15 protein-coding genes are annotated in these 21,312 nt (G+C 73.9%); 12 read left to right on the forward strand and 3 right to left on the reverse strand.

The genetic code is table 11. From position 1 onward, the window contains the following. Positions 1-79 precede the first annotated feature (79 nt). On the reverse strand, positions 80-1,120 hold the full coding sequence (locus tag V8690_RS41130) for a ketoacyl-ACP synthase III family protein (protein ID WP_338785105.1): 1,041 nt from the start codon (positions 1,118-1,120) through the stop codon (positions 80-82). Between the two features lie 174 nt (positions 1,121-1,294). Here V8690_RS41130 and V8690_RS41135 point away from each other — a divergent pair, with 174 nt between their 5' ends. From V8690_RS41135 to V8690_RS41165, 7 genes are all read left to right on the forward strand, one after another. Further along, on the forward strand, positions 1,295-2,347 hold the full coding sequence (locus V8690_RS41135; protein ID WP_338785106.1) for an acyltransferase domain-containing protein: 1,053 nt from the start codon (positions 1,295-1,297) through the stop codon (positions 2,345-2,347). Next, entirely contained in the window at positions 2,344-5,331 is a 2,988-nt protein-coding gene (locus tag V8690_RS41140) for a beta-ketoacyl synthase N-terminal-like domain-containing protein (RefSeq protein WP_338785107.1), read from the forward strand. The genes V8690_RS41135 and V8690_RS41140 overlap by 4 nt, the downstream gene beginning before the upstream one ends. Positions 5,332-5,427: 96 nt before the next feature. Continuing rightward, entirely contained in the window at positions 5,428-8,328 is a 2,901-nt protein-coding gene (locus V8690_RS41145; protein ID WP_338785108.1) for a type I polyketide synthase, read from the forward strand. Between the two features lie 53 nt (positions 8,329-8,381). Then, entirely contained in the window at positions 8,382-11,708 is a 3,327-nt protein-coding gene (locus tag V8690_RS41150; RefSeq protein WP_338785109.1) for an SDR family NAD(P)-dependent oxidoreductase, read from the forward strand. 100 nt (positions 11,709-11,808) lie between these two features. Then, complete coding sequence (locus V8690_RS41155; RefSeq protein ID WP_338785110.1) at positions 11,809-12,753, forward strand: aromatase/cyclase; 945 nt, start codon at positions 11,809-11,811, stop codon at positions 12,751-12,753. 57 nt (positions 12,754-12,810) lie between these two features. Further along, on the forward strand, positions 12,811-13,068 hold the full coding sequence (locus tag V8690_RS41160; protein WP_338785111.1) for an acyl carrier protein: 258 nt from the start codon (positions 12,811-12,813) through the stop codon (positions 13,066-13,068). Positions 13,069-13,076: 8 nt separating this feature from the next. Further along, a complete protein-coding gene (locus tag V8690_RS41165) occupies positions 13,077-14,276 on the forward strand; it encodes an acyl-CoA dehydrogenase family protein (RefSeq protein ID WP_338785112.1) in 1,200 nt (399 codons plus the stop codon). 368 nt (positions 14,277-14,644) lie between these two features. On the opposite strand, the gene V8690_RS41170 is transcribed toward V8690_RS41165, so the two are convergent. Together V8690_RS41170 and V8690_RS41175 are read right to left on the reverse strand one after the other, a co-directional pair. Further along, positions 14,645-15,859, reverse strand: a complete 1,215-nt coding sequence (locus tag V8690_RS41170; RefSeq protein WP_338785114.1) for a beta-ketoacyl synthase N-terminal-like domain-containing protein — start codon at positions 15,857-15,859, stop codon at positions 14,645-14,647. Further along, positions 15,856-17,124, reverse strand: coding sequence for a beta-ketoacyl-[acyl-carrier-protein] synthase family protein (locus V8690_RS41175; RefSeq protein WP_338785115.1), 1,269 nt, complete (start codon positions 17,122-17,124; stop codon positions 15,856-15,858). Before V8690_RS41175 ends, V8690_RS41170 begins: the two co-directional genes overlap by 4 nt. Positions 17,125-17,367: 243 nt before the next feature. Here V8690_RS41175 and V8690_RS41180 point away from each other — a divergent pair, with 243 nt between their 5' ends. The 5 genes from V8690_RS41180 (at position 17,368) to V8690_RS41200 (ending at position 21,301) form a co-directional block, all read left to right on the forward strand. Beyond that, positions 17,368-17,835, forward strand: a complete 468-nt coding sequence (locus V8690_RS41180) for an SRPBCC domain-containing protein (protein WP_338785116.1) — start codon at positions 17,368-17,370, stop codon at positions 17,833-17,835. Positions 17,836-17,837: 2 nt separating this feature from the next. After that, entirely contained in the window at positions 17,838-18,755 is a 918-nt protein-coding gene (locus V8690_RS41185) for an MBL fold metallo-hydrolase (RefSeq protein WP_338785117.1), read from the forward strand. 52 nt (positions 18,756-18,807) lie between these two features. Next, a complete protein-coding gene (locus V8690_RS41190; RefSeq protein WP_338785118.1) occupies positions 18,808-19,587 on the forward strand; it encodes an SDR family NAD(P)-dependent oxidoreductase in 780 nt (259 codons plus the stop codon). Between the two features lie 425 nt (positions 19,588-20,012). Further along, entirely contained in the window at positions 20,013-20,891 is an 879-nt protein-coding gene (locus V8690_RS41195; RefSeq protein WP_338785119.1) for an AfsR/SARP family transcriptional regulator, read from the forward strand. Beyond that, a complete protein-coding gene (locus V8690_RS41200; RefSeq protein ID WP_338785120.1) occupies positions 20,888-21,301 on the forward strand; it encodes a nuclear transport factor 2 family protein in 414 nt (137 codons plus the stop codon). The genes V8690_RS41195 and V8690_RS41200 overlap by 4 nt, the downstream gene beginning before the upstream one ends. The last annotated feature ends 11 nt before the right edge of the window (positions 21,302-21,312 follow it).

Consider the following 21,312-nt stretch of genomic DNA (forward strand, 5'->3'; position numbering starts at 1 on the left):
GGAATCGGCGTGGAAGGACGGTCGATGAATCCGGGGGCTGACCCGTGCGGAACGGGTCGGAGAGCAAGTGGGCGGCGGCTCACTCGTCGAAGGGCGGCGACGGCGGTGGCTCGCCCACCACCTCCAGGACGGCGACCGACCAGGCGAAGCCGCCGCCCGCGCTGATCAGCGCGCAGAACTGCCCCGGCCGCAGGGCGCCGGTGCCCGCCAGCCGGGCGAGACCGGCGAAGGGATCGCCGGCGCCGAGGTGCCCCACCCCCGAGCCCCAGTGCCAGGTGGTGCGCTCCGGGTCGATGTGCAGCACCTGGAAGAACTGCGCGTCCATCTTGGGCCGTCCGAGGTTGGGCAGGACGAACCAGGCGACGTCGGCGGCCTTGGTGCCCGCCTCGTCCAGCGCGCGGTCGAACGCGGCCCGCTGGCCCGACTGCAGCATCTCCAGCAACCGGGTCAGCCCCACCTTCTTGACCAGCCGCTCTCGGGAGGCCGCGACGCTGATCGGCGCCCGCGCGCTCAAGGGGGCCGGGGCGAAGCCGTCACCGTCGCGGCCCATCTCCTCCAGCGCCGGGTCGGACACCGTCACCAGGCTGCGCAGCCGGGCGAAGCCGCCGGCCCGCGACAGCACGAGCGCGGTCCCGCCGTCGCCGCAGACCGTTCCGGGGTCGGTGTGCCACCGGTCGAAGCCCGGCAGACAGAAGCGGTCCCCCGTGGTGATCAGCGCACTCGGCGGGCCGGTGCCGGAACGCAGCCAGGCCACGGCGAGTTCCATCGCCGCCATGCCACCGTTGGACAACTGGCCCACCTCCAGCGACAGGCAGGTGTTGCCCACCGCCTCGCGCTGTACATAGGAGGCCGGCGCCCACAGGTCGTGTCCTTGGAACCAGGTGCCGGCGTGCAGCACCACACCGATGCCGGACGGATCGCTCCCGGATACGCGCAGGGCGGCCCGCGCGGCCAGCACCGCCATCTCGGGCCCCGACCGCTCCCCGACGCACACCGAGCGCATGCCCGAGCGCCGGACCGTCCGCGCGTCGGCGATGCCCCATTCCACGACCTCGCCGACGGGCATGCGCCGCGCCAGATGCAGGCCGACCCCGGACACGTACACGTCCGCGATGTCCACAGTCCTCCCCGTGCCGCTCGTACCGGCGGTGGTGACCCGCCGCCGAGGGGGAGTGTCGGCCCGCGGCGTCGAAGCGGGCTCGAGCCGGGACGGATCACCGAGGTTCGAACGGTCCTCCGGTGCGCCTCGACCCCCGGGGATGACCGTCTGCTCGACACGAGGAAAGGGGTGGAGATGCCGGACACGGCAGGGCAAGCCCGGCCCGTCGTCCTGATGTTCGCCGGTCAGGGCGCGCAGCACCCGAGGATGGCGGCCGGGCTCCACGGGCACGACGCGACGTTCACGGCCTGGATGGACGAGGCCTTCCGGCTCCTCGGCCCGGACGGCGCGCGCCTGCGGCGGCAGTGGCTCGCGCCGGGACCGACGCCCGGGTACGACGACGTGACCGTGGCGCAGCCCCTGCTCTACGCCGTCGGGCACGCCCTGGGCCGCATGCTCCTGGAGCAGGGCGTGCGGCCGACGGCGCTGTTCGGGCACAGCGTGGGAGAACTGGTCGCCGCGACCCTGGCCGGGGTGCTCACGTTCGCCGACGGCATGCGGCTCATGCGCGAGCGCATGACCCTGTTCGCCGACACCCCGCCCGGCGGGATGCTCGCCGTCGCCGCCTCGGTCGACGAGGTCGCCGACCTCCTGGGTCCCGCCGTGCACCTGGCCGCGGTGAACGCCTCCCGTCAGCTGCTGCTGGCGGGCGAGCGGGCACCGCTGGACGACGCGGCGCGGATCCTCACCGATCGCGGGCTGGTCTGCCGGGACGTCCTGGCCCGCCAGGCCTTCCACAGCCCCGTCGTCGAGGACGCCGTGCGGGCCTCGCTGCCCGCCTGGCGCGGCGTGCCGCTGGCACCGCCGCGCCTGCCCCTCTACTCGGCCTACACCCGCGGCCCGCTCACCCCGGACCAGGCCCGCGACCCGGAGTTCTGGGCCCGGCAGCCGGCCGAGACGGTCCACTTCGCTCCCACCCTCACGACCGTGCTCGACGAGCATCCCGGGTGCCTGCTCGTAGAGGCGGGACCCGGCAACAACCTGTCCGCCCTCGCCCGGCGGCGGCGCGCGGTGGCCCAGGAGCGCTGCGCCGTCGTGCCGCTCCTGCCCGACCGCTGCCGCGGCGACGAGGCCGACGTCCGGTCCGTGGAGGAGGCCCGGAGCCTGCTGTCCGAACCGGCCGTAGCCGCCGGGGCCGTGGCCGGCCCGCACCCGTCCAGGACCGCCGAGACCGGGAGGAAGCCATGAGTCACGGCCGCGCACGCGACACGGACCCGGGGCCGCGGACCGCGCGGACCCCGCAGGGACGGCCGGAGGCCGGGGCCGCCCGGCCACGCCGCGCCGACCACGGCCCTCACCAGGACCATGCGCCGGTCGCGGTGGTGGGCATGGCGTGCCGGTTCCCCGGGGCGGACGGTCTCGCCGCGTTCTGGCGGCTGCTGCTGGCCGGTGAGGACGCCATCGCCCCCGGCACCGGCGCCCGCGCGGGTCGCCGGCCCGGCGGCTACCTGCCGGACGTCGACCGGTTCGACGCGGAGTTCTTCGGCGTGCCCGCCCTGGAGGCCGCCACGCTCGACCCGCAGCAGCGGCTGCTCCTCGAACTCACCTGGCACGCGCTGGAGGACGCCCGCACCCCCCCGCGCGACCTGTCGCCCGGGCCCGTCGGCGTGTTCGTCGGCGCCGGCTCCGACGAGTACGCGTTCCTCAGCCGCACCGCGGCCGGCCCGCCCTCCACCTACACGATGACCGGCACCGGCCGGACCTTCCTGGCCAACCGGCTCTCCCACTTCTACGGCTTCACCGGCCCGAGCCTCGTCGTCGACACCGGCCAGTCCTCGTCCCTGGCCGCCCTGCACCAGGCCGTGCTCGCCCTGCGCCGGGGCGAGTGCGCGGCGGCCGTGGTGGGCGGCGTGCAGCTCAACCTCACCGCCGAGGGCGACGACGTGGTGGAGGCGCTGGGCGCCCTGTCACCCCGGGGACGCTGCCACACCTTCGACGCCCGGGCCGACGGCATCGTCCGGGGCGAGGGCGCGGGCGTCGTGGTCCTCAAGCCCCTGGACCGGGCCCGGGCGGACGGCGACCGCGTCTACTGCACCCTGCTGGGCGGGGCGATGAACAGCGACGGGGACCGGACGGCGCTGACCGCGCCCAGCGAGGCCGCGCAGCGCGAGGTCCTCGCGGTGGCCTGCCGCGAGGCCGGCACCACGCCCGCCGACGTGCACTACGTCGAACTGCACGGCACCGGGACCGCTCTGGGCGACCCGGTCGAGGCCGCAGCGCTGGGCGGTGTCCTCGGCGACGGACGCCCTGGGGACCGGCCACTTCTGGTCGGCTCGGTCAAGACCAACATCGGGCACCTGGAGGCGGCGGCCGGCATCGCCGGGTTCATCAAGACCGCGCTCGCCCTGTTCCACCGCGAGCTCCCGGCCAGCCTCAACTTCCGTACCGCCAACCCCGCCATCGACCTGGAAGCCCTGCGCGTGCGCGTCTGCGAGCGGCGCCGCGACTGGCCCGCGGGGGACGCGCCGCGCATCGCCGGAGTCTCCTCCTTCGGTCTCGGCGGCACCAACTGCCATGTGGTGCTGGGCGAGGCACCCGAACCGGCCGTACCGGCGGCACCGGCCGGGTCCGTCTCGGCCGTGCCCGTCGTGCTGTCCGGCCCGACGACGGCCGTCGTCCGCGCGCGGGCCCGGGACCTCGCCGACGCGGTCGGCGACACCGGCCGGCAGGTCGCGCTCGCCGACCTGGCGTGGACGGCCGCGACGGCCCGCACCGCCTTCGGCCACCGCGCGGGGGTGATCGCCTCGGACCGGGACGAACTCGCTCAGCGGCTGCGGGCGCTTGCGGACGGTTCTCCCGACGACGGGGAGCGGGGCATCGTCCAGGGGCCGCGAGGCGAGGGCCGTACCGCCTTCCTGTTCGCCGGGCAGGGCGCGCAACGCCTTGGCATGGGGCAGGCGCTGTATAAGGAGTTCCCGGTGTTCGCCGAGGCCTTCGACGAGGCGCGGGCCCACCTGGAACCGGTCCTCGGCGCCGACCTCGCCGACGCCATGTGGCAGCGGCAGGACGTGGACCGGTCCGAGCACGCGCAGCCCGCCCTGTTCGCGGTCGAGGTCGCCCTCCACCGGCTGCTGGAGTCCCTCGGCCTCGTGCCGGACCTGCTGGTCGGCCACTCACTGGGCGAGATCGCGGTGGCACACCTGACGGGCGTGCTGTCTCTGCCGGACGCGGCCGCCCTGGTCGCCCACCGGGCCCGGCTGATCGGTGAACTCCCGCCGGGCGGCGCCATGGTGGCCGTGCAGGCCGAGGAGGACGAGGCCCGCGGGGTGGTGGAGCGCGCTCCGGGGCTCGTCGGTATCGCCGCCGTCAACGGCTCCCGGTCCATCGTCCTGTCCGGTGAGGAAGGGGCCACGCTCAAGGCGGCCGCCCACTTCGAGGGACTGGGCCGCCGCACCCGCCGCCTCCGGGTCTCCGTGGCCGGGCACTCCCCGCTCATGGCCCCCGTCCAGGAGCGGCTGCGGTCCGTCGCCGAGAGCCTCACCTGGAACGCCCCCACCGGACCGCCCGTCGTCTCCACCGTCACCGGTGAGGTGATCGAGCCCGACCGGTTCGCCGATGCCGAGTACTGGGTCCACCACGTGTGCGCCCCCGTGCGGTTCGGCCCCGCGCTCGGCACGGCGCATCTGCTCGGTGCCCGCTTCTTCGTCGAGATCGGGCCGGGCAGGGCGCTGACGACGCTGGCCGCGGAGACCGCAGGCCATGGCGCCGAGCGGTTCAGCGCCCCCATGGAGACACGGGACGAGACCGCGTGCGTCGCCCAGACGGCTGCCGCCGCCCATGTGTTCGGCCTGCCCGTGCGCTGGGAGGCCCTGCTCGGCGGGCGGGGCCGGCACGTCGACCTGCCGCTGTACCCGTTCCAGCGGCGGCGCCACTGGCTCGACACCGCGCTCGGGACGACGCCACCGCCGGCGGAGGCGCCTGCCCCGCGATGGCATGGCGACCCCTTCGACCTGGTGGTGAGCTGCACGCTCCAGACGCTCGGACTCGACCCGGACGCGGACCTCGACGTGGACCGCTCCTTCAGCGAGCTCGGACTGGATTCCCGCATGGCCGTGGCCCTGCGCACCACCCTGGCCCGGATCACCGGCCGCTCCCTGCCGGCCACGCTGCTCTTCGACCGGCCCACCCCCGCCTCGCTGATCGAGGCGTTCCGCACGGACGCCCCGCTCTGAACGGCCCCGGGCGGACCACGGACCACCGCACGGCGCCCCTGAACCGTCCCAAGGACCCGCCGCACCCGAGACCTCGATGAAAGGCCTGTTGCACCCATGAACCGCGAACCGGCTTCTCCGCACGGCGAGCAGGACGCGATCGCCATCGTGTCCATGGGCTGCCGCTACCCCGGGGGCATCACCACCCCGGAAGACCTGTGGCACCTCGTGGCGTCGCGGGGCGACGCGATCACCGAGTTCCCCGGCAACCGCGGCTGGGATCTCGCGGCGGTCCGCGGGACCACCACCGCCGGCGGAACCGCGCCGTCCAGCACCGGGCACGGCGGGTTCCTGCATGACGCGGACCTCTTCGACGCCAAATTCTTCGGCATCGCTCCGCGCGAGGCGGCCGGCATGGACCCACAGCAGCGCGTGCTCCTCGAGGTGGCCTGGGAGACCTTCGAACGGGCCGGGCTCGCACGCGAGTCGCTCGCCGGCGCCGACGTCGGGGTCTTCGTCGGCGCCATGGCACAGGAGTACGGGCCACGGCTGCACGAGGACAACCAGGGCGCCGGCGGCTACCGCATCACCGGCAGCACCCCGAGCGTGGCCTCGGGCCGCATCGCCTACTGGTTCGGGCTGCGCGGCCCCGCCATCACCGTGGACACGGCCTGCTCCTCGTCGCTGGTCGCCCTGCACCTGGCCGCGCAGTCGCTGCGCCAGGGGGAGTGCGACATGGCCCTGGCCGGCGGGGTCGCGGTGATGCCCACCCCGGGCATGTTCATCGACTTCAGCCGGCAGGGCGGCCTCGCCCCGGACGGGCGGTGCAAGTCCTTCTCCGCCGGCGCCGACGGCACCGCGTGGTCCGAGGGCGCCGGTCTGCTCCTCCTGGAACGCCTGCCCGACGCCGTGGCCCGGGGCCACCGGGTCCTCGCCGTGATTCGCGGAAGCGCCGTCAACCAGGACGGCGCCAGCAACGGCCTGACCGCCCCGAACATGACGGCACAGCAGGACGTCATCGACCGTGCCCTGCGCGCGGCCGGTCTGCGCCCCGGTGACGTCGACGCCGTCGAGGCGCACGGCACCGGTACCCCTCTCGGCGACCCCATCGAGGCCCGGGCCCTGGCGGCGACGTACGGCCGGGAGCGCACCGGCGGCTCCCCGCTGTGGCTGGGCTCCCTGAAATCGAACCTGGGACACACCCAGGCCGCCGCCGGGGTCGGCGGCGTGATCAAGATGGTCCAGGCCCTGCGCGCCGGGATCCTCCCGCCGACCCTCCACGCCGACTCTCCCAGCCCGCACGTGGACTGGGAGAACAGCGGGCTCGCCCTGCTCACCGAGGAACGGCCCTGGCCGCGCGGGGAACGGCACCGGCGGGCCGCCGTGTCCTCCTTCGGGATCAGCGGAACCAACGCCCACCTCGTCCTGGAAGAGGGCGACGCCGAAGCAGCGACCGGGACCGGCACGGCCGAAGGGCCCTTCGTGTGGCCGCTGTCCGCGCCGAGCCCGGAGTCGCTGCGCCAGCAGGCGTCCGCACTGGCCGGCTTCCTGAAGCGGGCCCCCGGCGCGGCACCGGAGGACGTCGCCCACGTCCTGCGCGGCCGCACCCGGTTCGCCCACCGCGCCGCCGTCATCGGCGACACGGCACAAGACCTGTCCGCCGGGCTCGACCGGCTCGCCCGCGGCGACACCGTCCCGGCCGTGCCGGGCACCTACCGGTCCCCGGCCGTGCTCCGCGGCGAGGCCCGGCGCGACCTGGCCGACCCGGTCTTCGTCTTCCCCGGACAGGGCTCGCAGTGGCGGGATATGGGAGTCGCGCTGTGCGAGGAGTCCGAGGTCTTCCGGGACAGCATGGCCGCCTGCGCCGAAGCGCTCCTGCCCTACTGCGGATGGCAGCTGCGGGACGCGCTGCGCGGAGACGCGCTCGAGCGCGTGGACGTGGTGCAGCCCGCGCTGTTCGCCGTGATGGTGTCGCTGGCGCGGCTGTGGGAGAGCGTCGGCGTCCGGCCCGCGGCCGTCGTCGGCCACTCCCAGGGCGAGATCGCCGCCGCCCACGTGGCCGGTGCGCTGAGCCTCGCCGACGCCTGCCGGATCGTCGCGCTGCGCAGCAAAGCCCTGCACACCCTCGCGGGCACCGGCGGCATGGTTTCCCTGCCGCTGGGCGCTGACGAGACCCGGGACCTGCTCCGGTCCGCGGACGGCGTCGGCGGCATCGGCATCGCCGCCCTCAACGGGCCGAGGGCCACCGTCGTCGCCGGGCCGCAGGCCGCGCTGGAGGCGCTGCTCGCCGACTGCGTGCGCCGGGGCGTCGACGCCCGGCGGATCGACGTCGACTACGCCTCCCACACCGAGGCCGTCGAGGTGCTCCGGGAACCGCTCGCCCGACAGCTGACGGGCGTCCTCCCGCGCCCCTCCGCCGTACCGGTGTACTCCACCCTGGCCGGCGAGGCCGTCGACGCCAAGGTCCTGGACGCCTCCTACTGGTACGACAACCTGCGCGGCACCGTGCGGTTCCAGACGGCGGTGGAGCGGCTCATCGCGCGCCGGCACCGCACCTTCCTGGAGATCAGCCCGCATCCGGTCCTCACCATGGGACTGGCCGACATCCTCGACGCCGCGGGTGTGCGGGGCACCGTCATCGGCTCGATCCGCCGGGGGACCGGGCTGGGCCAGTTCCTCACCTCGGCCGCCGCCGCACAGGTCTCCGGCGTGCCGGCCGACCTCTCCTCCGTCCAGCCGGTGGGCCGCCGGATCGACCTCCCCGGCTTCGTCTTCAGCCGCAGCAGGTACTGGGTCACCGCCGCGCCGCCGGCCGACCGGGCGACCGGTGCCTTCGCCGGCCGGCCGGTGTCCCTGCCGGACGGGCGGACCGTCCTGACGGCGGCCTTCGACCCGGTGCGGCACCCCTGGCTGACCGACCACGTCGTACGGGACACCGCGCTCGTCCCGGCGACCGCCCTGCTCTCCCTGGCCGCGGAGGCGGGAACCGCCGCCGGCTGCCCCGGATCGAGGAACTGACCGTCGGACTGCCGCTGCCCGTCCCCCGGCAGGGCGGGGTGGAGATCCGGGTGATGCTGGAGCCCGCCGACGCCTCGGGCCGTCGGACGGCCACGGTGCACGGCCGCGCCCCGGGCGGGACAGCCTGGACCGAACACGCCGCCGCGGTCCTGGCCCCGGCCGACGGCACACCCCCGGCCGTGGCCCCCGGGCCCGGGCGTGACTCCGCCGTCCTCGCCCCCGCCGCCCGTGCGGCAGCGGCCGCCGGACCCGACCCCGCCCTCCGGGCTCGCGGCGCCGGCCGCATGCCCTCGGCACCGCACGACGGCCGGCACGACAGCGCCCCTTGGCCGCCCGCGGACGCCCGGCCGGTCGAACCGGACGAGGTGTACGAGCAGTTGGCACGGCGCGGCTATCACTACGGGCCCACCCTCCGGGGCCTGCGGCGCGCCTGGGTACGCGGGCACGAGACGTTCGCCGAGGTGGCCCTCGGCCAGGACGCGGCCGGCGGCACCTACGCCACCGCCCATCCGGCCCTGCTCGACGCGGCCCTGCACGCCGCGCTGCTCGGCACCGGCGACACCCTGGACGTCCCGTTCACCTGGCGCGACGTCACCCTGCCGCCCTCCGCGGCACGCACGCTCAGGGTGCGCGTCACGGCCGGCGAGACAGGACTCTCCGTGTTCTGCACGGACGAACAGGGCAGGCCGGCCGCCATCGTGGGCTCGCTCGTCCTGCGGCCCCTGACCGGAACCACCGGCCACGACGACGGGGCCACCAGCCTGGAACTCACCTGGGCACGGGCGGCCGTGGACGACCTGGCCCCGCTGACCGACTGGGCAACCCTGGACGCGCCCGGCCTGCGAGCCGCCCGCGACTTCCCGGGCCTGGAGACCGTGCCCGCGTCGGTTCCGTCCGTTCTCGTCGCCCAACCGCAGGTGCCGCAGGCGGCCGCGACCCCGCTGCCCGCGACCGTGGAACGACTGACGGGAGAGGTCACCGACCTGCTCCAGAAGTGGCTCGGCGACGACCGGTTCACCGCCGCCCGTCTGGCCGTGGTGACCCGCCGGGCGCTGGACGTCACCGGGAACGAACCCCTCCCGGGCCTGGCCGCGTCTGCCGTCAGCGGCCTGGTGAGGGCGGCGCAGGCCGAACATCCGGGCCTCTTGCAGTTGGTCGACATCGACGACGACCCGGCCTCCGCGGCCGCCCTGCCCGTGGCCCTCGCCCTGGAGGAGCCCGAGACGGCGATCCGCCAGGGCCGGGTGTACGTCCCCGCGCTCAGGCCGCCGGGCGACGGCAGGCTGCCCGTCCCGCAGGGCCACGAGGCCTGGCGGCTCGACGTCACGGCCAAGGGCACGCTGGACAACCTGGCCTTGGTCCCGCACCCGGAGGCCACCCGGAGCCTCGGCCCCCGGGAGATCCGCATCGAGGTACGGGCGGCGGGCCTCAACTTCCGGGACATCGCCGTGGGACTGGGCCTGGTCGCCAGCGAGAAGACCATGGGCAGCGAGGGCGCCGGCGTGGTCACGGAGGTCGGCGCCGAGGTCACCCGTACCGCGGTCGGGGACCGGGTGTTCGGCGTCTTCGAACGCTCCCTCGGGCCGGTCGCCGTGGCCGACGAACGGATGGTCCGGCGCGTCCCCGACGGCTGGAGCGACGCCCAGGCCGCGAGCGTCCCCATCGTGTTCATCACCGCCTACCAGTGCCTGGTGGACGTGGCCGCCGTCCGGCCGGGCGAGTCGGTGCTCGTCCACACGGCCACCGGAGGCGTCGGCCTCGCAGCCCTCCAGCTCGCCCGCCACTTCGGCGCCGACGTGTTCGCCACCGCCGGGCCCGCGAAGCACGGCATCCTGCGCGAGTGGGGCGTGCCCGACGGGCACATCGCGTCCTCCCGCTCGCTGGACTTCGAGCACGAGTTCCGGGCGGCGACAGCCGGCCGGGGCGTGGACGTGGTCCTCAACTCGCTCGCCCACGGCGCCGTCGACGCCTCGCTGCGCCTACTGGCCCCCGGCGGCCGGTTCGCCGAGATGGGCAAGACGGACATCAGGGACACCGTGCGGATCCAGGAGCAGTACCCGGGCGTCACGTACCGGGCGTACAATATCCTGGGCGTCGCCCCCGAGCGGATCGGCGAGGTGCTGGACGAGCTGATTGCCCTGTTCCGCGACGGTGCCCTGGTCCATTTGCCGCTGCGTACCTGGGACGTCCGCGAAGGGCAGCGGCCGCTGCGGATGCTCAGCCGGGCCAAGCAGCACGGGAAGCTCGCGCTCAGCATGCCCCGCGTTCTCGACACCGGCCGGCCCGTCCTCGTCACGGGCGGCGCCGACGGCCTGGGCGCCGTCCTGACCCGCCATCTCGTCACGGCGCACGGCGCCCGCGAGGTCGTCCTGCTCAGCCGTCGCGGACCCGACGCGCCCGGCGCCGCCGCCCTGGTGGCCAAATGCGCCGGACTGGGCGCCACCGCGCATGTCCTGGCCTGCGACGTCACCGACCGGAACGCGCTCGCCAAGGTGATCGCGGAGCACACCCCGGGCAGCGTCTTCCACACGGCCGGCGTGCTCGACGACGGGCTGATCGGCCGGATGACCCCGGCGCGCCTGCGGGCGGTGCTGGCGCCCAAGGCGCACGCCGCCTGGCACCTGCACGAACTCACCCGCGACCTCGACCTGTCGGCGTTCGTCCTGTTCTCCTCGGCGGTGGGGGTGATCGGCGGACCGGGCCAGGCCAACTACGCGGCCGCCAACGCCTTCCTCGACGCACTCGCCCAGCACCGCCGGACCGAGGGGCTGCCGGCGACCTCAGTGGCCTGGGGGCTGTGGGAGGACCGCACCGGCATGACGGCGCACCTGACCGACATGGACGTGACCGCCCTGGCCGCCATCGGCATCGCCCCCATGGCGACCGGCAGCGCGCTGCGCCTGCTCGACGAGGCCCTGGCGTCCCCCCGGCCCGCCGTGACGGTCTTCAGCCCCGTGCCCGACCGGGTCCGCCCCGGCAGCCGCGCCGCCGCGCTCTTCCGCGCGCTGCGGGACGTGTCCCCGCGCGCCGGGGATGCGCCGCTCGCCGAGGCCGCGGCCCCCGGGACCGACGGTCCCGCCCGCCCGGCAGCTCCGTCGACGGGACGCACGGCGGGCGGTCTCGTGGAGCTGGTGTGCGCCCAGGCCGCCGAAGTCCTCGGCTACACCGAGGCCGTGCCGGTCGCGCCGACCGACTCGTTCAAGGAACTCGGGTTCGACTCGCTGCTCAGCGTGGACCTGCGCAACCGGCTCAACGCGGCCACCGGGCTGCGGATGCCGGCCGAGGCGGTCCTGAACAACGCCACGCCCGAGGCGCTCGCGGAGTACATGGCCGCCGCGCGGACCGGTGAACGGCCAGGCGCACCGGAGACGACCGCGTGACCCAGCCGTACCGCGCCCGCGGCCCGGACCGGCGGGCGGCTGCCCCCGGACCGCGCCCCACGGCGCCCGACGATCCCCGACGGTGAGGAGAGAGCCCGACATGAGCGACACCGAGGCGACGCAGGTGACGCACCGGATCGACATCGCGGCACCGGCCGACGCCGTGTACCGCGTGGTCTCCGACGTGAGTCTGTGGCCGCTGTACTTCCCGCCCACCGTGCGCGCCGAGCGGACGCGGGGCGACGACAGCGACGAACACATCCGCATCTGGGCCGTGGCACACGGCGAGGTGCGCACCTGGGAGTCCCGGCGCCGCCTGGACCCCGCCGCGCGCACGGTGCGCTTCGACCAGACGCGGCCGGCCGACCCGGTGGCCGAGATGGGCGGCCGGTGGGAGGTCCGCGCCCGCGGCGACCAGGCCTGCACCGTGGTCCTCGACCACCACTACCGGGCCGTCGGTGACGACCCGTCCGCGCTGGCCCGTATCACCGAGGCCGTCGAGACCAACAGCACCTCGGAACTCGCCCATCTGCGGCTGGCGGCCGAGCGGGCCGGCGCCGAGCGGGATTTGCTGCTGGACTTCTCCGACACCGAGGTGATCTCCGGCAAGGCCGGTGACGTCTACGACTTCCTCTACGACGCGGCGAAATGGCCGGACCGCATCCCGCACGTCGTCCGGCTGGACCTGAAGGAGAACGTCACCGGCCTGCAGTACATGGAGATGGACACCCGGGCGCCGGACGGCTCCGTGCACACCACCGTTTCCGGGCGGGTCTGTGTCCCGCACCGGCAAATCGTCTACAAGCAGACCAAGCTGCCGCCCGTGCTACGCGCCCACAACGGTGAGTGGCTGGTCGAGGACGCCGCCGACGGCACCGTCCGGGTGACCGCCCGCCACCAGGTGCTCCTGGACCCCGAGGGCATCGCCGCCCTCCCCGCGCCCCCCGCCTCCCTCCAGGCCGCACGGGACGCCGTACAGCACTCGCTGGGCTCCAACAGCCGGGCCACGCTGGCCCGGGCCCGCGCCTTCGCCGAAGCCCACTGACCGGCCCCGTAGCCGACCGACCCGCACCACCCGAACACGACACTCGAGGAGAGCACCATGGCCGAGCTGACGATCGACGAACTCAAGGGATTCCTGCTGCGTGCCGTCGGGGAGGACGAGAGCATCGACCTGTCCGGCGACATCCTCGACGCCCCCCTCGCCGACCTCGGTTTCGACTCGCTGGCCGTCATCGCCACGACGAGCGCGCTGGAACAGCACTACCGGATCAAGCTCGGGGACGACGACGCCTCCGGTCTGGAGACCCCCAAGGACTTCCTCGACGTCTTCAACCGCCGCCTGACACGGGCCGCGTGATCGTGGCCGTGACCACTTCCCCCCACCTCGCGTCCCCGGGCACCGGGACGTCCGCCACCGGCATCCTCGACCGGGTACGGACCTTCGTGCACAGCGAGGTCCTGCCGGCGGCGGACCACTTCGACACCCTCCCGCCCGCTCCCACACCGGCCTCCGTCCGCCTGGCGGAGGCCGGACTGGCCAACTGGTGGATCCCGGCCGAGTACGGCGGCCCGGGGGTCTCGCTGCGGGACAGCGTGGACATCGTGTCCGAACTGTCTTACGGTGACGCCGGTTTCGCCTTCGGCTCCCTCCTGTCCGTGCTGGGCACCACTATGCTCCAGCTCGCCGGGGCCGACGCCCTGACCCGGCCGCACCTGGAACGCCTGGCCCGGGACGGCGGCGTGCTCGGGATCCTCGCCAGTGAGGAGGAGGCGGGCAGCGAACTCGCCCGCATCAGCACGACCTACCGCCGTGCCGGGGACCGCGTCGTCGTCACCGGCGACAAGTACTTCTCCACCAACACCGACGCCGCCGACCTGCTGCTGGTCGTCGCCCGGGACGCCGCGGACGACGCCGACTTCGGCGTGGTCCTGGTGCCCCGGCACACCGAGGGCGTAGGGCCGGCCGAGCGCTGGAACATGATCGGCATGCGCGGCTCGGCCACCTACCGGGTCACCCTGCGCGACTGCGCCGTACCGGCGGCCAACCGCCTGCCCGGAAACGGTCTGCGGCTGCTGGAGGTCGGGCTCAACGCCAGCCGCATCCTCATCGCCGCGACCGCCATCGGCATGGCGCGCCGGGTGCGCGACCTGGCCATGGAGTACGCGGCGGCCAAACGGGTGCACGGCGCCCCGCTCGCGCGCAACGCGGTCTTCGCCGGCAAGCTCGGCCAGATCGAGATGCTGATCGACGTGATGCGCAACCAGTGCCGCTCGGCCGCCGAGGAGTTCGACGGCTACCTGGCCGGCGACGACCCCGCCGGTGCCCTCTACCGGGTGGGCACGCTGCGCTCCGCACTGGCCGCGAAGATGTACTGCGGCCAGGCCGGATGGCAGGTGGCGACCATCGGCTCCGAGATGTTCGGCGGACTCGGCTACACCCACGAGCACCCGATCGGGAAGCTGGTCCGCGACCTGCGGTACGTCGGCCTGGTGGAGGGCGGGGACGACGTGATCCGGGAGTTGCTCTTCACCCGCTACGTGGTACCGACCGGCAAGCGGCGCTGACCGCGCGCCGGCAGCGTCCGCGCCCGTCCGGCCGGCGGACCGGCACGGGCGCCGGTCCGCCGGAGGCACCGTGCCTCCACGGGGGCTGGGCAGTGTTGCCACCGGGCGGCCCGGTCGCCATGCCGAGTGCGCCGCCGGCCACGGCGGCCCGCGGCGCGGGACACCCCGGCGCCGGGGCCGCATCGCGAAGGTCGTCGGTGTGCCGGGGCGGCGGAGCCGCAACGGCCACCGCGCCGGGCGGCGGGGGCCTCGACCTACCGCTTCCCGCGCCCGGCGGTCGCGTTCGAGGGCGCGCGAGACCGGCACCGTCCCGGCGACAGGCCCGGGGGCCCGGCTCGTGTGAGCCGGGCCCCCGGGCCTGTGCGCGCTCAGGGTGCGGTGATCACCATCGCCGAGGCGAAGCCCCCGTGCCCCCGTGCCAGCACCAGTGCAGTGCGGACCTCCCGGCCGCGCGGCTCGCCGACCACCAGGTCGACACGCGGATCGACCTCCTCGGGCGCGATGCCCGGCACGGGCGGGAGGAGCCCGTCGCGGATGCTGAGCAGGGCGGTGACCGCGTCCAGGGCCGAGCCGCCGGACATCAGTCGGCCCACCAGTGCCTTGGGGGTGCTCACCGGCACCCCGCGCACACCGAACAGCCCGGTCAGCGCATCGGCCTCGGCCCGGTCGAGGTCGGGGCTGCCGGCGGCGTCGGCGAACACGACGTCGACGTCGGCGGCCGTCAGACCGGCGTCGGCCAGCGCGCCGCGCGCCGCCCGCGCCAGCCCGTCACCGCCCGAGCCCGCCGGGTCCGGGTCGAAGGCGGCGGCGTGCCCGGCCACCGTGCCCAGCACGGGGACACCGCGCTCGGCGGCGGCCGCCCGCGACTCCAGCACCAGCACGGCCCCGCCCTCCCCGGGCACGAACCCGGAGGACGAGGAGTGGAACGGCAGACAGGCCCGCTCCGGGTCGGTGCCGCGGCTCACCCCGGTGGCCACCGAGACGGTCGAGACACCGTACGGGCACAGTACGCCGTCGAATCCGCCGGCCAGCATGAGCGGTGTCCCGCGGCGGATCCTGCGGCGCGCGAAGGCGATCGAGTCCAGGCCACCCGCCTGCTCCGAGACGACCACCCCGCTGGGACCGCGCAGGGCGTTGCGGATGGAGATCTGCCCGGTGTTGACGGCGTAGTACCAGGCGAAGGACATGTACGGGCTGACCGACTCCCAGCCGGTGCCCCACAGGTGCTGGAGCTGCCGCTGGCCGAACTCCAGTCCTCCGCTGGCACTGGAGACGGCGACCCCGGCGCCGAACTCCGGAAGCGCCGCGGGGTCGACCTCGGCACCGGCCAGCGCGTTGTCCGCGCACAGCATGGCCAACTGGGTGAGCCGGTCGGTCTGCGGCTGCAGCTTCCTGGGGAAGGTGCGCTCCGCGTCGGACGGGGGCACCTCGGCGGCCAGCCGCACCGGATAGCCCGTCGCGTCGAACCTGCTGATCGGCGCGATCGCCGAGACTCCCTTGAGGGCGGCGGCCCAGTAGGTCTCCAGGCCGACTCCGTTCGGTGCGGCGGCATCCGCACCCGTGACAACGACGTCCTTGGTCATGCTGCGGTCCGCTCCAGACTCGTGAGCACCATCGCGCTCTGGAAACCTCCGAAACCACTGCCCACCGTGAGCACCGCGTCCAGCCGCTTCTCCCGGGCGGTGTTCGGCACGTAGTCCAGATCGCACTCGGGATCCGGTTCGTGCAGATTGGCCGTCGGGACGACCACGCCGTTGCGCATGGACAGGGCGCACGCCGCGATCTCCAGCGATCCGATCGCACCGAGCGAGTGGCCGATCATGGACTTGATACCGCTCATCGGCGTGTTGTAGGCGTGTTGCCCGAGGCTGCGCTTCACGGCGGCCGTCTCGTGACGGTCGTTCTGCTTGGTGCCGGAGCCGTGGGCGTTGACGTAATCCACGGCGCTCGGGTCGACCCGGGCCTCGGCGAGGGCGAGGTCGATGGCCTCGGACATCTCCCGGCCCTCCGCCGTGAGCCCGGTCATGTGGTACGCGTTGCAGCGCGCGGCGTACCCGGACACCTCCGCGTAGACGGTCGCGCCGCGCCGCCGGGCGTGTTCCAGTTCCTCCAGGATCAGCACGGCCGACCCCTCGCCCAGGATCAGGCCCGTGCGGGTCCGGTCGAACGGGCGGCAGGCGGTGGCCGGTTCGTCGTTGCGCGCGGACGTGGCCCGGATGACGTCGAAGCACGTCACGGTGATGGGGGAGATCGGCGCGTCGGTCGCGCCGGTGACCATCACATCGGCCTCGCCGTCCCGGATCAGCTCCGCCGCGTAGCCCACGGAGTCGATGCCGGAGGTGCAGCCGGTGGACACCACGGCCGCCGGTCCCAGAGCGCCCGTGGTGCGGGCGACTTCGGAGGCGATGGAACTCGGCAGGAAGTAGTCGTACAGATGGGGCACCGCGAACGACGGGTCCACGACCCAGTCCCGGCCGCCCTCGGAGAGCACGGAGTACTCCCGCTCCATGGTGGTGGTGCCGCCCACGGCGCTGCCCAGGGCCACCCCGGTGCGCTCGGCGAGCGCGCCGTCGATCTCCAGACCGCTGTCGGCGAGGGCCTCGCCGGCCGCCACCATGGCGAGCTGGGAGACCCGGTCGGTGCGGCGTACCTCCTGCGGCGTCATGCCGAGCGCGAGCGGATCGAAGTCGCACTCGGCCGCGACGCGGCAGCGGTGCTTGCTCGCGTCGAACTGGGTGATCGTACGCGTCGCCGTCCTGCCCTCGACGAGGAGCCGCCAGAAGGGTTCGGTTCCGATCCCTCCCGGCGCGACGACGCCGATTCCGGTGATGACTGCCCTTCGGGCCATGGGGCTCCTTCGCGGTGACGATGAGTCGGATGGCGCGGGCCGGTGTCGCTACGTGCCGCTCGCGGCACCACTCGGGACGGACGGGCCGTGCGCGTCCGCCAGCCTGCGCCCCGGTCCTCGACTCACGGTCCAGGCGCGTTGGAACGCGCCACGCGCCGGGGGTTCGAGCCGTGCTCCACACGAGGTCGAGCTGATCCGATGACGGTGGCGGCACACTCCTGCACCCGGCGGAAGGAAGAGTTCATGCCGCACGGTTCTGTTCCCGACGTACGCAAGTGGGTCGAGGTCAAGGCCGGCCCCCAGCGCTGCTTCGAGGTCTTCACCGAGCGAATGGCCGACTGGTGGCCGCCCACGCACGTTCTGCTGACCAACCCCCGGGCGGGTCTGGCCATGGAGCCGAAGGTGGGCGGCCGTTACTACGAGTGGGACGTGGAGGGCAACGAGGTCGACTGGGGCACCGTCCTCGAGTGGAACCCCCCGCACGGGCTGCGCCTGACCTGGCGGGTGGACGGCCGGTGGCAGTCGGTGCCGGACGACGAGCGGGCCAGCGAGATCGAGGTCGTCTTCACCCCGGCCGGTTCCGGCCTCACCCGGGTCGAACTCGCCCACGTCCGCCTGGACAAGCACGGCCCGGACGCCGAGCGCATCTTCCAGGCCCTGGACGGACCGAGCCCCGGCGAGACCCTGCAGCGCTTCTCGGAGGTGGTCTGACGGTGACCGCCGGGACGGCGGCGCCTCACGCACTGCGCGAACTGGCCGAAGGCGTCCATGTCTACGAGCAGTTGCCCGGCGGGTGGTGCCTGAACAACGCGGGGCTCGTCGTGGCGGGCGGACAGGCGGTGCTGATCGACACGGCGGCCACCCGGGCGCGGGCGCGCCGCCTGCGCGATGCGGTGCACGGGGTCGCCCCCGGCGGCCCGGACGCCGTGGTCAACACCCACTTCCACGGCGACCACGTCTTCGGCAACGACCAGTTCGTGCCGCGCGCCACCGTCATCGCCCATGAACAGACCCGCTCCGACATGGCGGAGGCGGGGCTCGCCCTGTGCGGCATCTGGCCGGACGTCGACTGGGGCGACCCGCAACTCACCCTGCCGGACGTGACGTTCACCGACCGCCTCACCCTGCGGCTGGGCGAGCTGACCGTCGAGCTGTCCCGGGTGGGCCCCGCGCACACGGCGAGCGACGTGGTCGCCTGGGTGCCCCGGCGCGGCGTGCTCTTCACCGGGGACGTTGCCTGGTCGGGGGTCACCCCGTACGTGCTGATGGGCTCCGTCGAGGGCTCCCTGCGGGCTTTGGCCGAGTTGCGTGCGCTCGGCCCGCGGATCGTCGTACCGGGGCACGGCCCGGCGGGCGGCCCGGAGGTCCTCGACGCCACCGAGGCGTATCTGCGCTGGCTCCGGCGGCTGGCCGAAGACGGCAAGCGGGAGCGCAGGACCGTACTGGAGACGGCCAAGCACGCGGACCCCGGGCCGTTCGCCGCGCTCGTCGACGCCGAGCGCCTGGTGGGCAACCTGCACCGCGCCTACGCCGAACTCGACGGACTGGCGCCCGGTGAGCGCATCGACGTGGCCGCTTCGCTGAGGGAGATGGCCGAATTCAACGGCGGCCTGCCGCACTGCGCCGCCTGACCGGCGGCCGGAACGAGCCGACGAGCCGTCGAGCCGACGAGAAGGAGACAACATGACCAGTGCGCGAACCGCCTTCATCACGGGCGTCAGCAGCGGGATCGGGCTCGCCACGGCCCGCACGCTAACCCGCCAGGGCGTCGCCGTCTTCGGCTGCGCGCGCGAGGGGAAGAAGGTCGCCGAGGTCGTGGAGGAGCTGCGCGACGCCGGCTGCGCAGCGGACGGCACGTCCTGCGACGTCACCTCGCGCGAGCAGATCGCCGCCGCGGTGGCCGCCGCCACCGACCGGTTCGGCCGGATCGACATCCTCGTCAACAATGCCGGCCGCGGCGGCGGCGGAGAGATCGCCGACCTCGACGAGGACCTCTGGCTGGACGTGCTGGAGACCAATCTGACCAGCGTGTTCCGGGTGACCCAGGAGGTGCTGCGGGCCGGCGGCATGCTCGACGCCGGGTGGGGACGCATCGTCAACATCGCCTCGACCGCGGGCAAGCAGGGCGTGATGTACGCGGCTCCGTACACGGCGTCCAAGCACGGTGTCGTCGGCTTCACGAAGTCCGTGGGCTTCGAACTGGCCCAGCGGGGCATCACGGTGAACGCGGTGTGCCCCGGCTACGTCGAGACGCCCATGGCCGTCCGGGTGCGGCAGGGCTACGCGGCCCACTGGGGCATCTCCGAGCAGGAGGTGCTGGACCGCTTCAACGCCAAGATCCCGCTGGGTCGTTACGCGACCCCCGAGGAGGTGGCGGGCCTGGTCGGCTACCTGGTGACCGACTCCGCCGCCTCGATCACCGCGCAGGCGCTCAACGTCTGCGGCGGACTCGGCAACTACTGAGCACGCGTCCGCACGACGTGGGGCCCGCACTCTGACGAACAGGGGCGGGCCCTGCCTCATTTGCACGGAACATGTCAAACCGATGCCGTGCGACAGTCCGATCGAGTCAGATTCGAGTTGGCTGATGAATATTCCAGGACAGTTTTTGGAAGGAATCCGAGCGTCGGTGGTGCATTGTTAGCCCGGGTCGATTGTTGACCGGCTGACAGGGCGTACATAGGCTGACGGTCGTCGCTGCCACAGGTAATGACGGGGGGTTGCCTGATCCATCGCCTACAGCGTCTTGAGCCAGGACGTGGCCAAACGTGCAAGTGCTCGGCACCGTCCCGCGGTCTGACCATCCGTGGAACTGCACGACTTTACTGGGGGAATTCGTGAGCATCCGCCTTCTGGGAGAGCTGAACGCTACCTTGAACGGCCGATCGGTGACACCAACCGCCGCCAAGCCTCGTCAAGTTCTGGCCATGCTGGCTCTGAGTGCCGGACGCATCGTGTCCGTGCCCGCTCTCATCGAGGAACTCTGGGGCGACCGCCCGCCGATGAGCGTACGGACCACGCTGCAGACCTACATACTCCAGCTGCGCAGGCTGATCGACTCGGCCCTGCCGGCCGGAGCCCCGACCCGCGCCAAGGACGTCCTGGTGACCCGCTTCGACGGTTACCTGCTCGACGTGGCACCCGAGGACGTCGACGTGTGGGTCTACGAACAGCTGGTGGAAGCCGGCAACCGGGCGATCGAGCGCGGTGACTACGAGGCCGCCTCGCGTCACCTGGGCAGGGCACTGGGCCAGTGGCAGGGGCATGCGCTCGCCGACGTGCGGGTGGGTATGCCCCTGAGCATCGAGGTGGCCCGGCTCGAGGAGAGCCGGCTCATCGCCCTGGACAGCCGGATCGGTGCGGACATACGGCTCGGCCGGCACAACGCCGTGCTCAGCGAACTCACCGTGCTGACCGCCAAGCACCCGATGCACGAGAACCTCTGCGCCCACCACATGGTCTCGCTCTACCGGGCCGGGCGGCAGTCGCAGGCACTGGAGGTCTTCCGGAACCTACGCCAGACGCTCAACCGCGAACTGGGCGTGGAGCCTTCGGTCCGGCTGCAGAAGCTGCAGCGGGCGGTGCTGCGCTCCGAGCTCGACCTGGAAGCACCACCACCGGTCCGGCCGGTGCGTGCCGAGGCCGTTCCGGCCGTGGCGGCGCGCGGAGCGGGCTTCGGAGAGGAGACGAGCGGCGTCGCCGTCAGCGAACCGGCGGGGACGGGACACCTGGTGACCAGGACAGGGGGCAACGGATGGCAGCGGTGAGCACGGACCTGTACGTGGAGGTGCTGCGCTTCTACGCGGGGCAGATGGCCCTGCTCGACGCGCTCGACCTCGACGGGTACGCCGAGACGTTCACGGAGGACGGCGTGACGCACCACGTCCACCGTGGGCAGAAGCTGGAGGGCAGGGGCGCGCTGCTGGAGCACGCCCGCGCCGCCCTGCCCCGGTACCGGGAGGTCGTGGTCCGGCACTGGAACGACAACTACCGGATGGAACTGGCCGACGACGGCTCCGTGACCGTGGCCTACGGATCCCTCGTGACGCTGACGGACAAGGACGGCCAGGTCCGGTTCGAGTCGACCTACGCCGTGACGGACGTCCTGGTCCGCACGGACGGCCGGCTGCGCACCCGGTCCCGGACCCTTCTCCGGGACCGGCCCGCGGCGGCCTGACCGGTGCCCAA

Origin of the sequence: Streptomyces sp. DG1A-41 (genome assembly GCF_037055355.1) — a bacterium.
In the GTDB taxonomy this organism is placed as follows: Bacteria; Actinomycetota; Actinomycetes; order Streptomycetales; family Streptomycetaceae; genus Streptomyces.

Excerpts from the sequence above, each read along its gene's own strand:
- V8690_RS41155 (WP_338785110.1), top strand. The coding sequence starts at position 11,809 with ATGAGCGACACCGAGGCGACGCAGGTGACGCACCGGATCGACATCGCG.
- V8690_RS41150 (WP_338785109.1), top strand. The coding sequence starts at position 8,382 with ATGCTGGAGCCCGCCGACGCCTCGGGCCGTCGGACGGCCACGGTGCAC.
- V8690_RS41135 (WP_338785106.1), top strand. The coding sequence starts at position 1,295 with ATGCCGGACACGGCAGGGCAAGCCCGGCCCGTCGTCCTGATGTTCGCC.
- V8690_RS41145 (WP_338785108.1), top strand. The coding sequence starts at position 5,428 with ATGAACCGCGAACCGGCTTCTCCGCACGGCGAGCAGGACGCGATCGCC.
- V8690_RS41160 (WP_338785111.1), top strand. The coding sequence starts at position 12,811 with ATGGCCGAGCTGACGATCGACGAACTCAAGGGATTCCTGCTGCGTGCC.
- V8690_RS41170 (WP_338785114.1), bottom strand. The coding sequence starts at position 15,859 with ATGACCAAGGACGTCGTTGTCACGGGTGCGGATGCCGCCGCACCGAAC.
- V8690_RS41175 (WP_338785115.1), bottom strand. The coding sequence starts at position 17,124 with ATGGCCCGAAGGGCAGTCATCACCGGAATCGGCGTCGTCGCGCCGGGA.
- V8690_RS41180 (WP_338785116.1), top strand. The coding sequence starts at position 17,368 with ATGCCGCACGGTTCTGTTCCCGACGTACGCAAGTGGGTCGAGGTCAAG.
- V8690_RS41140 (WP_338785107.1), top strand. The coding sequence starts at position 2,344 with ATGAGTCACGGCCGCGCACGCGACACGGACCCGGGGCCGCGGACCGCG.
- V8690_RS41190 (WP_338785118.1), top strand. The coding sequence starts at position 18,808 with ATGACCAGTGCGCGAACCGCCTTCATCACGGGCGTCAGCAGCGGGATC.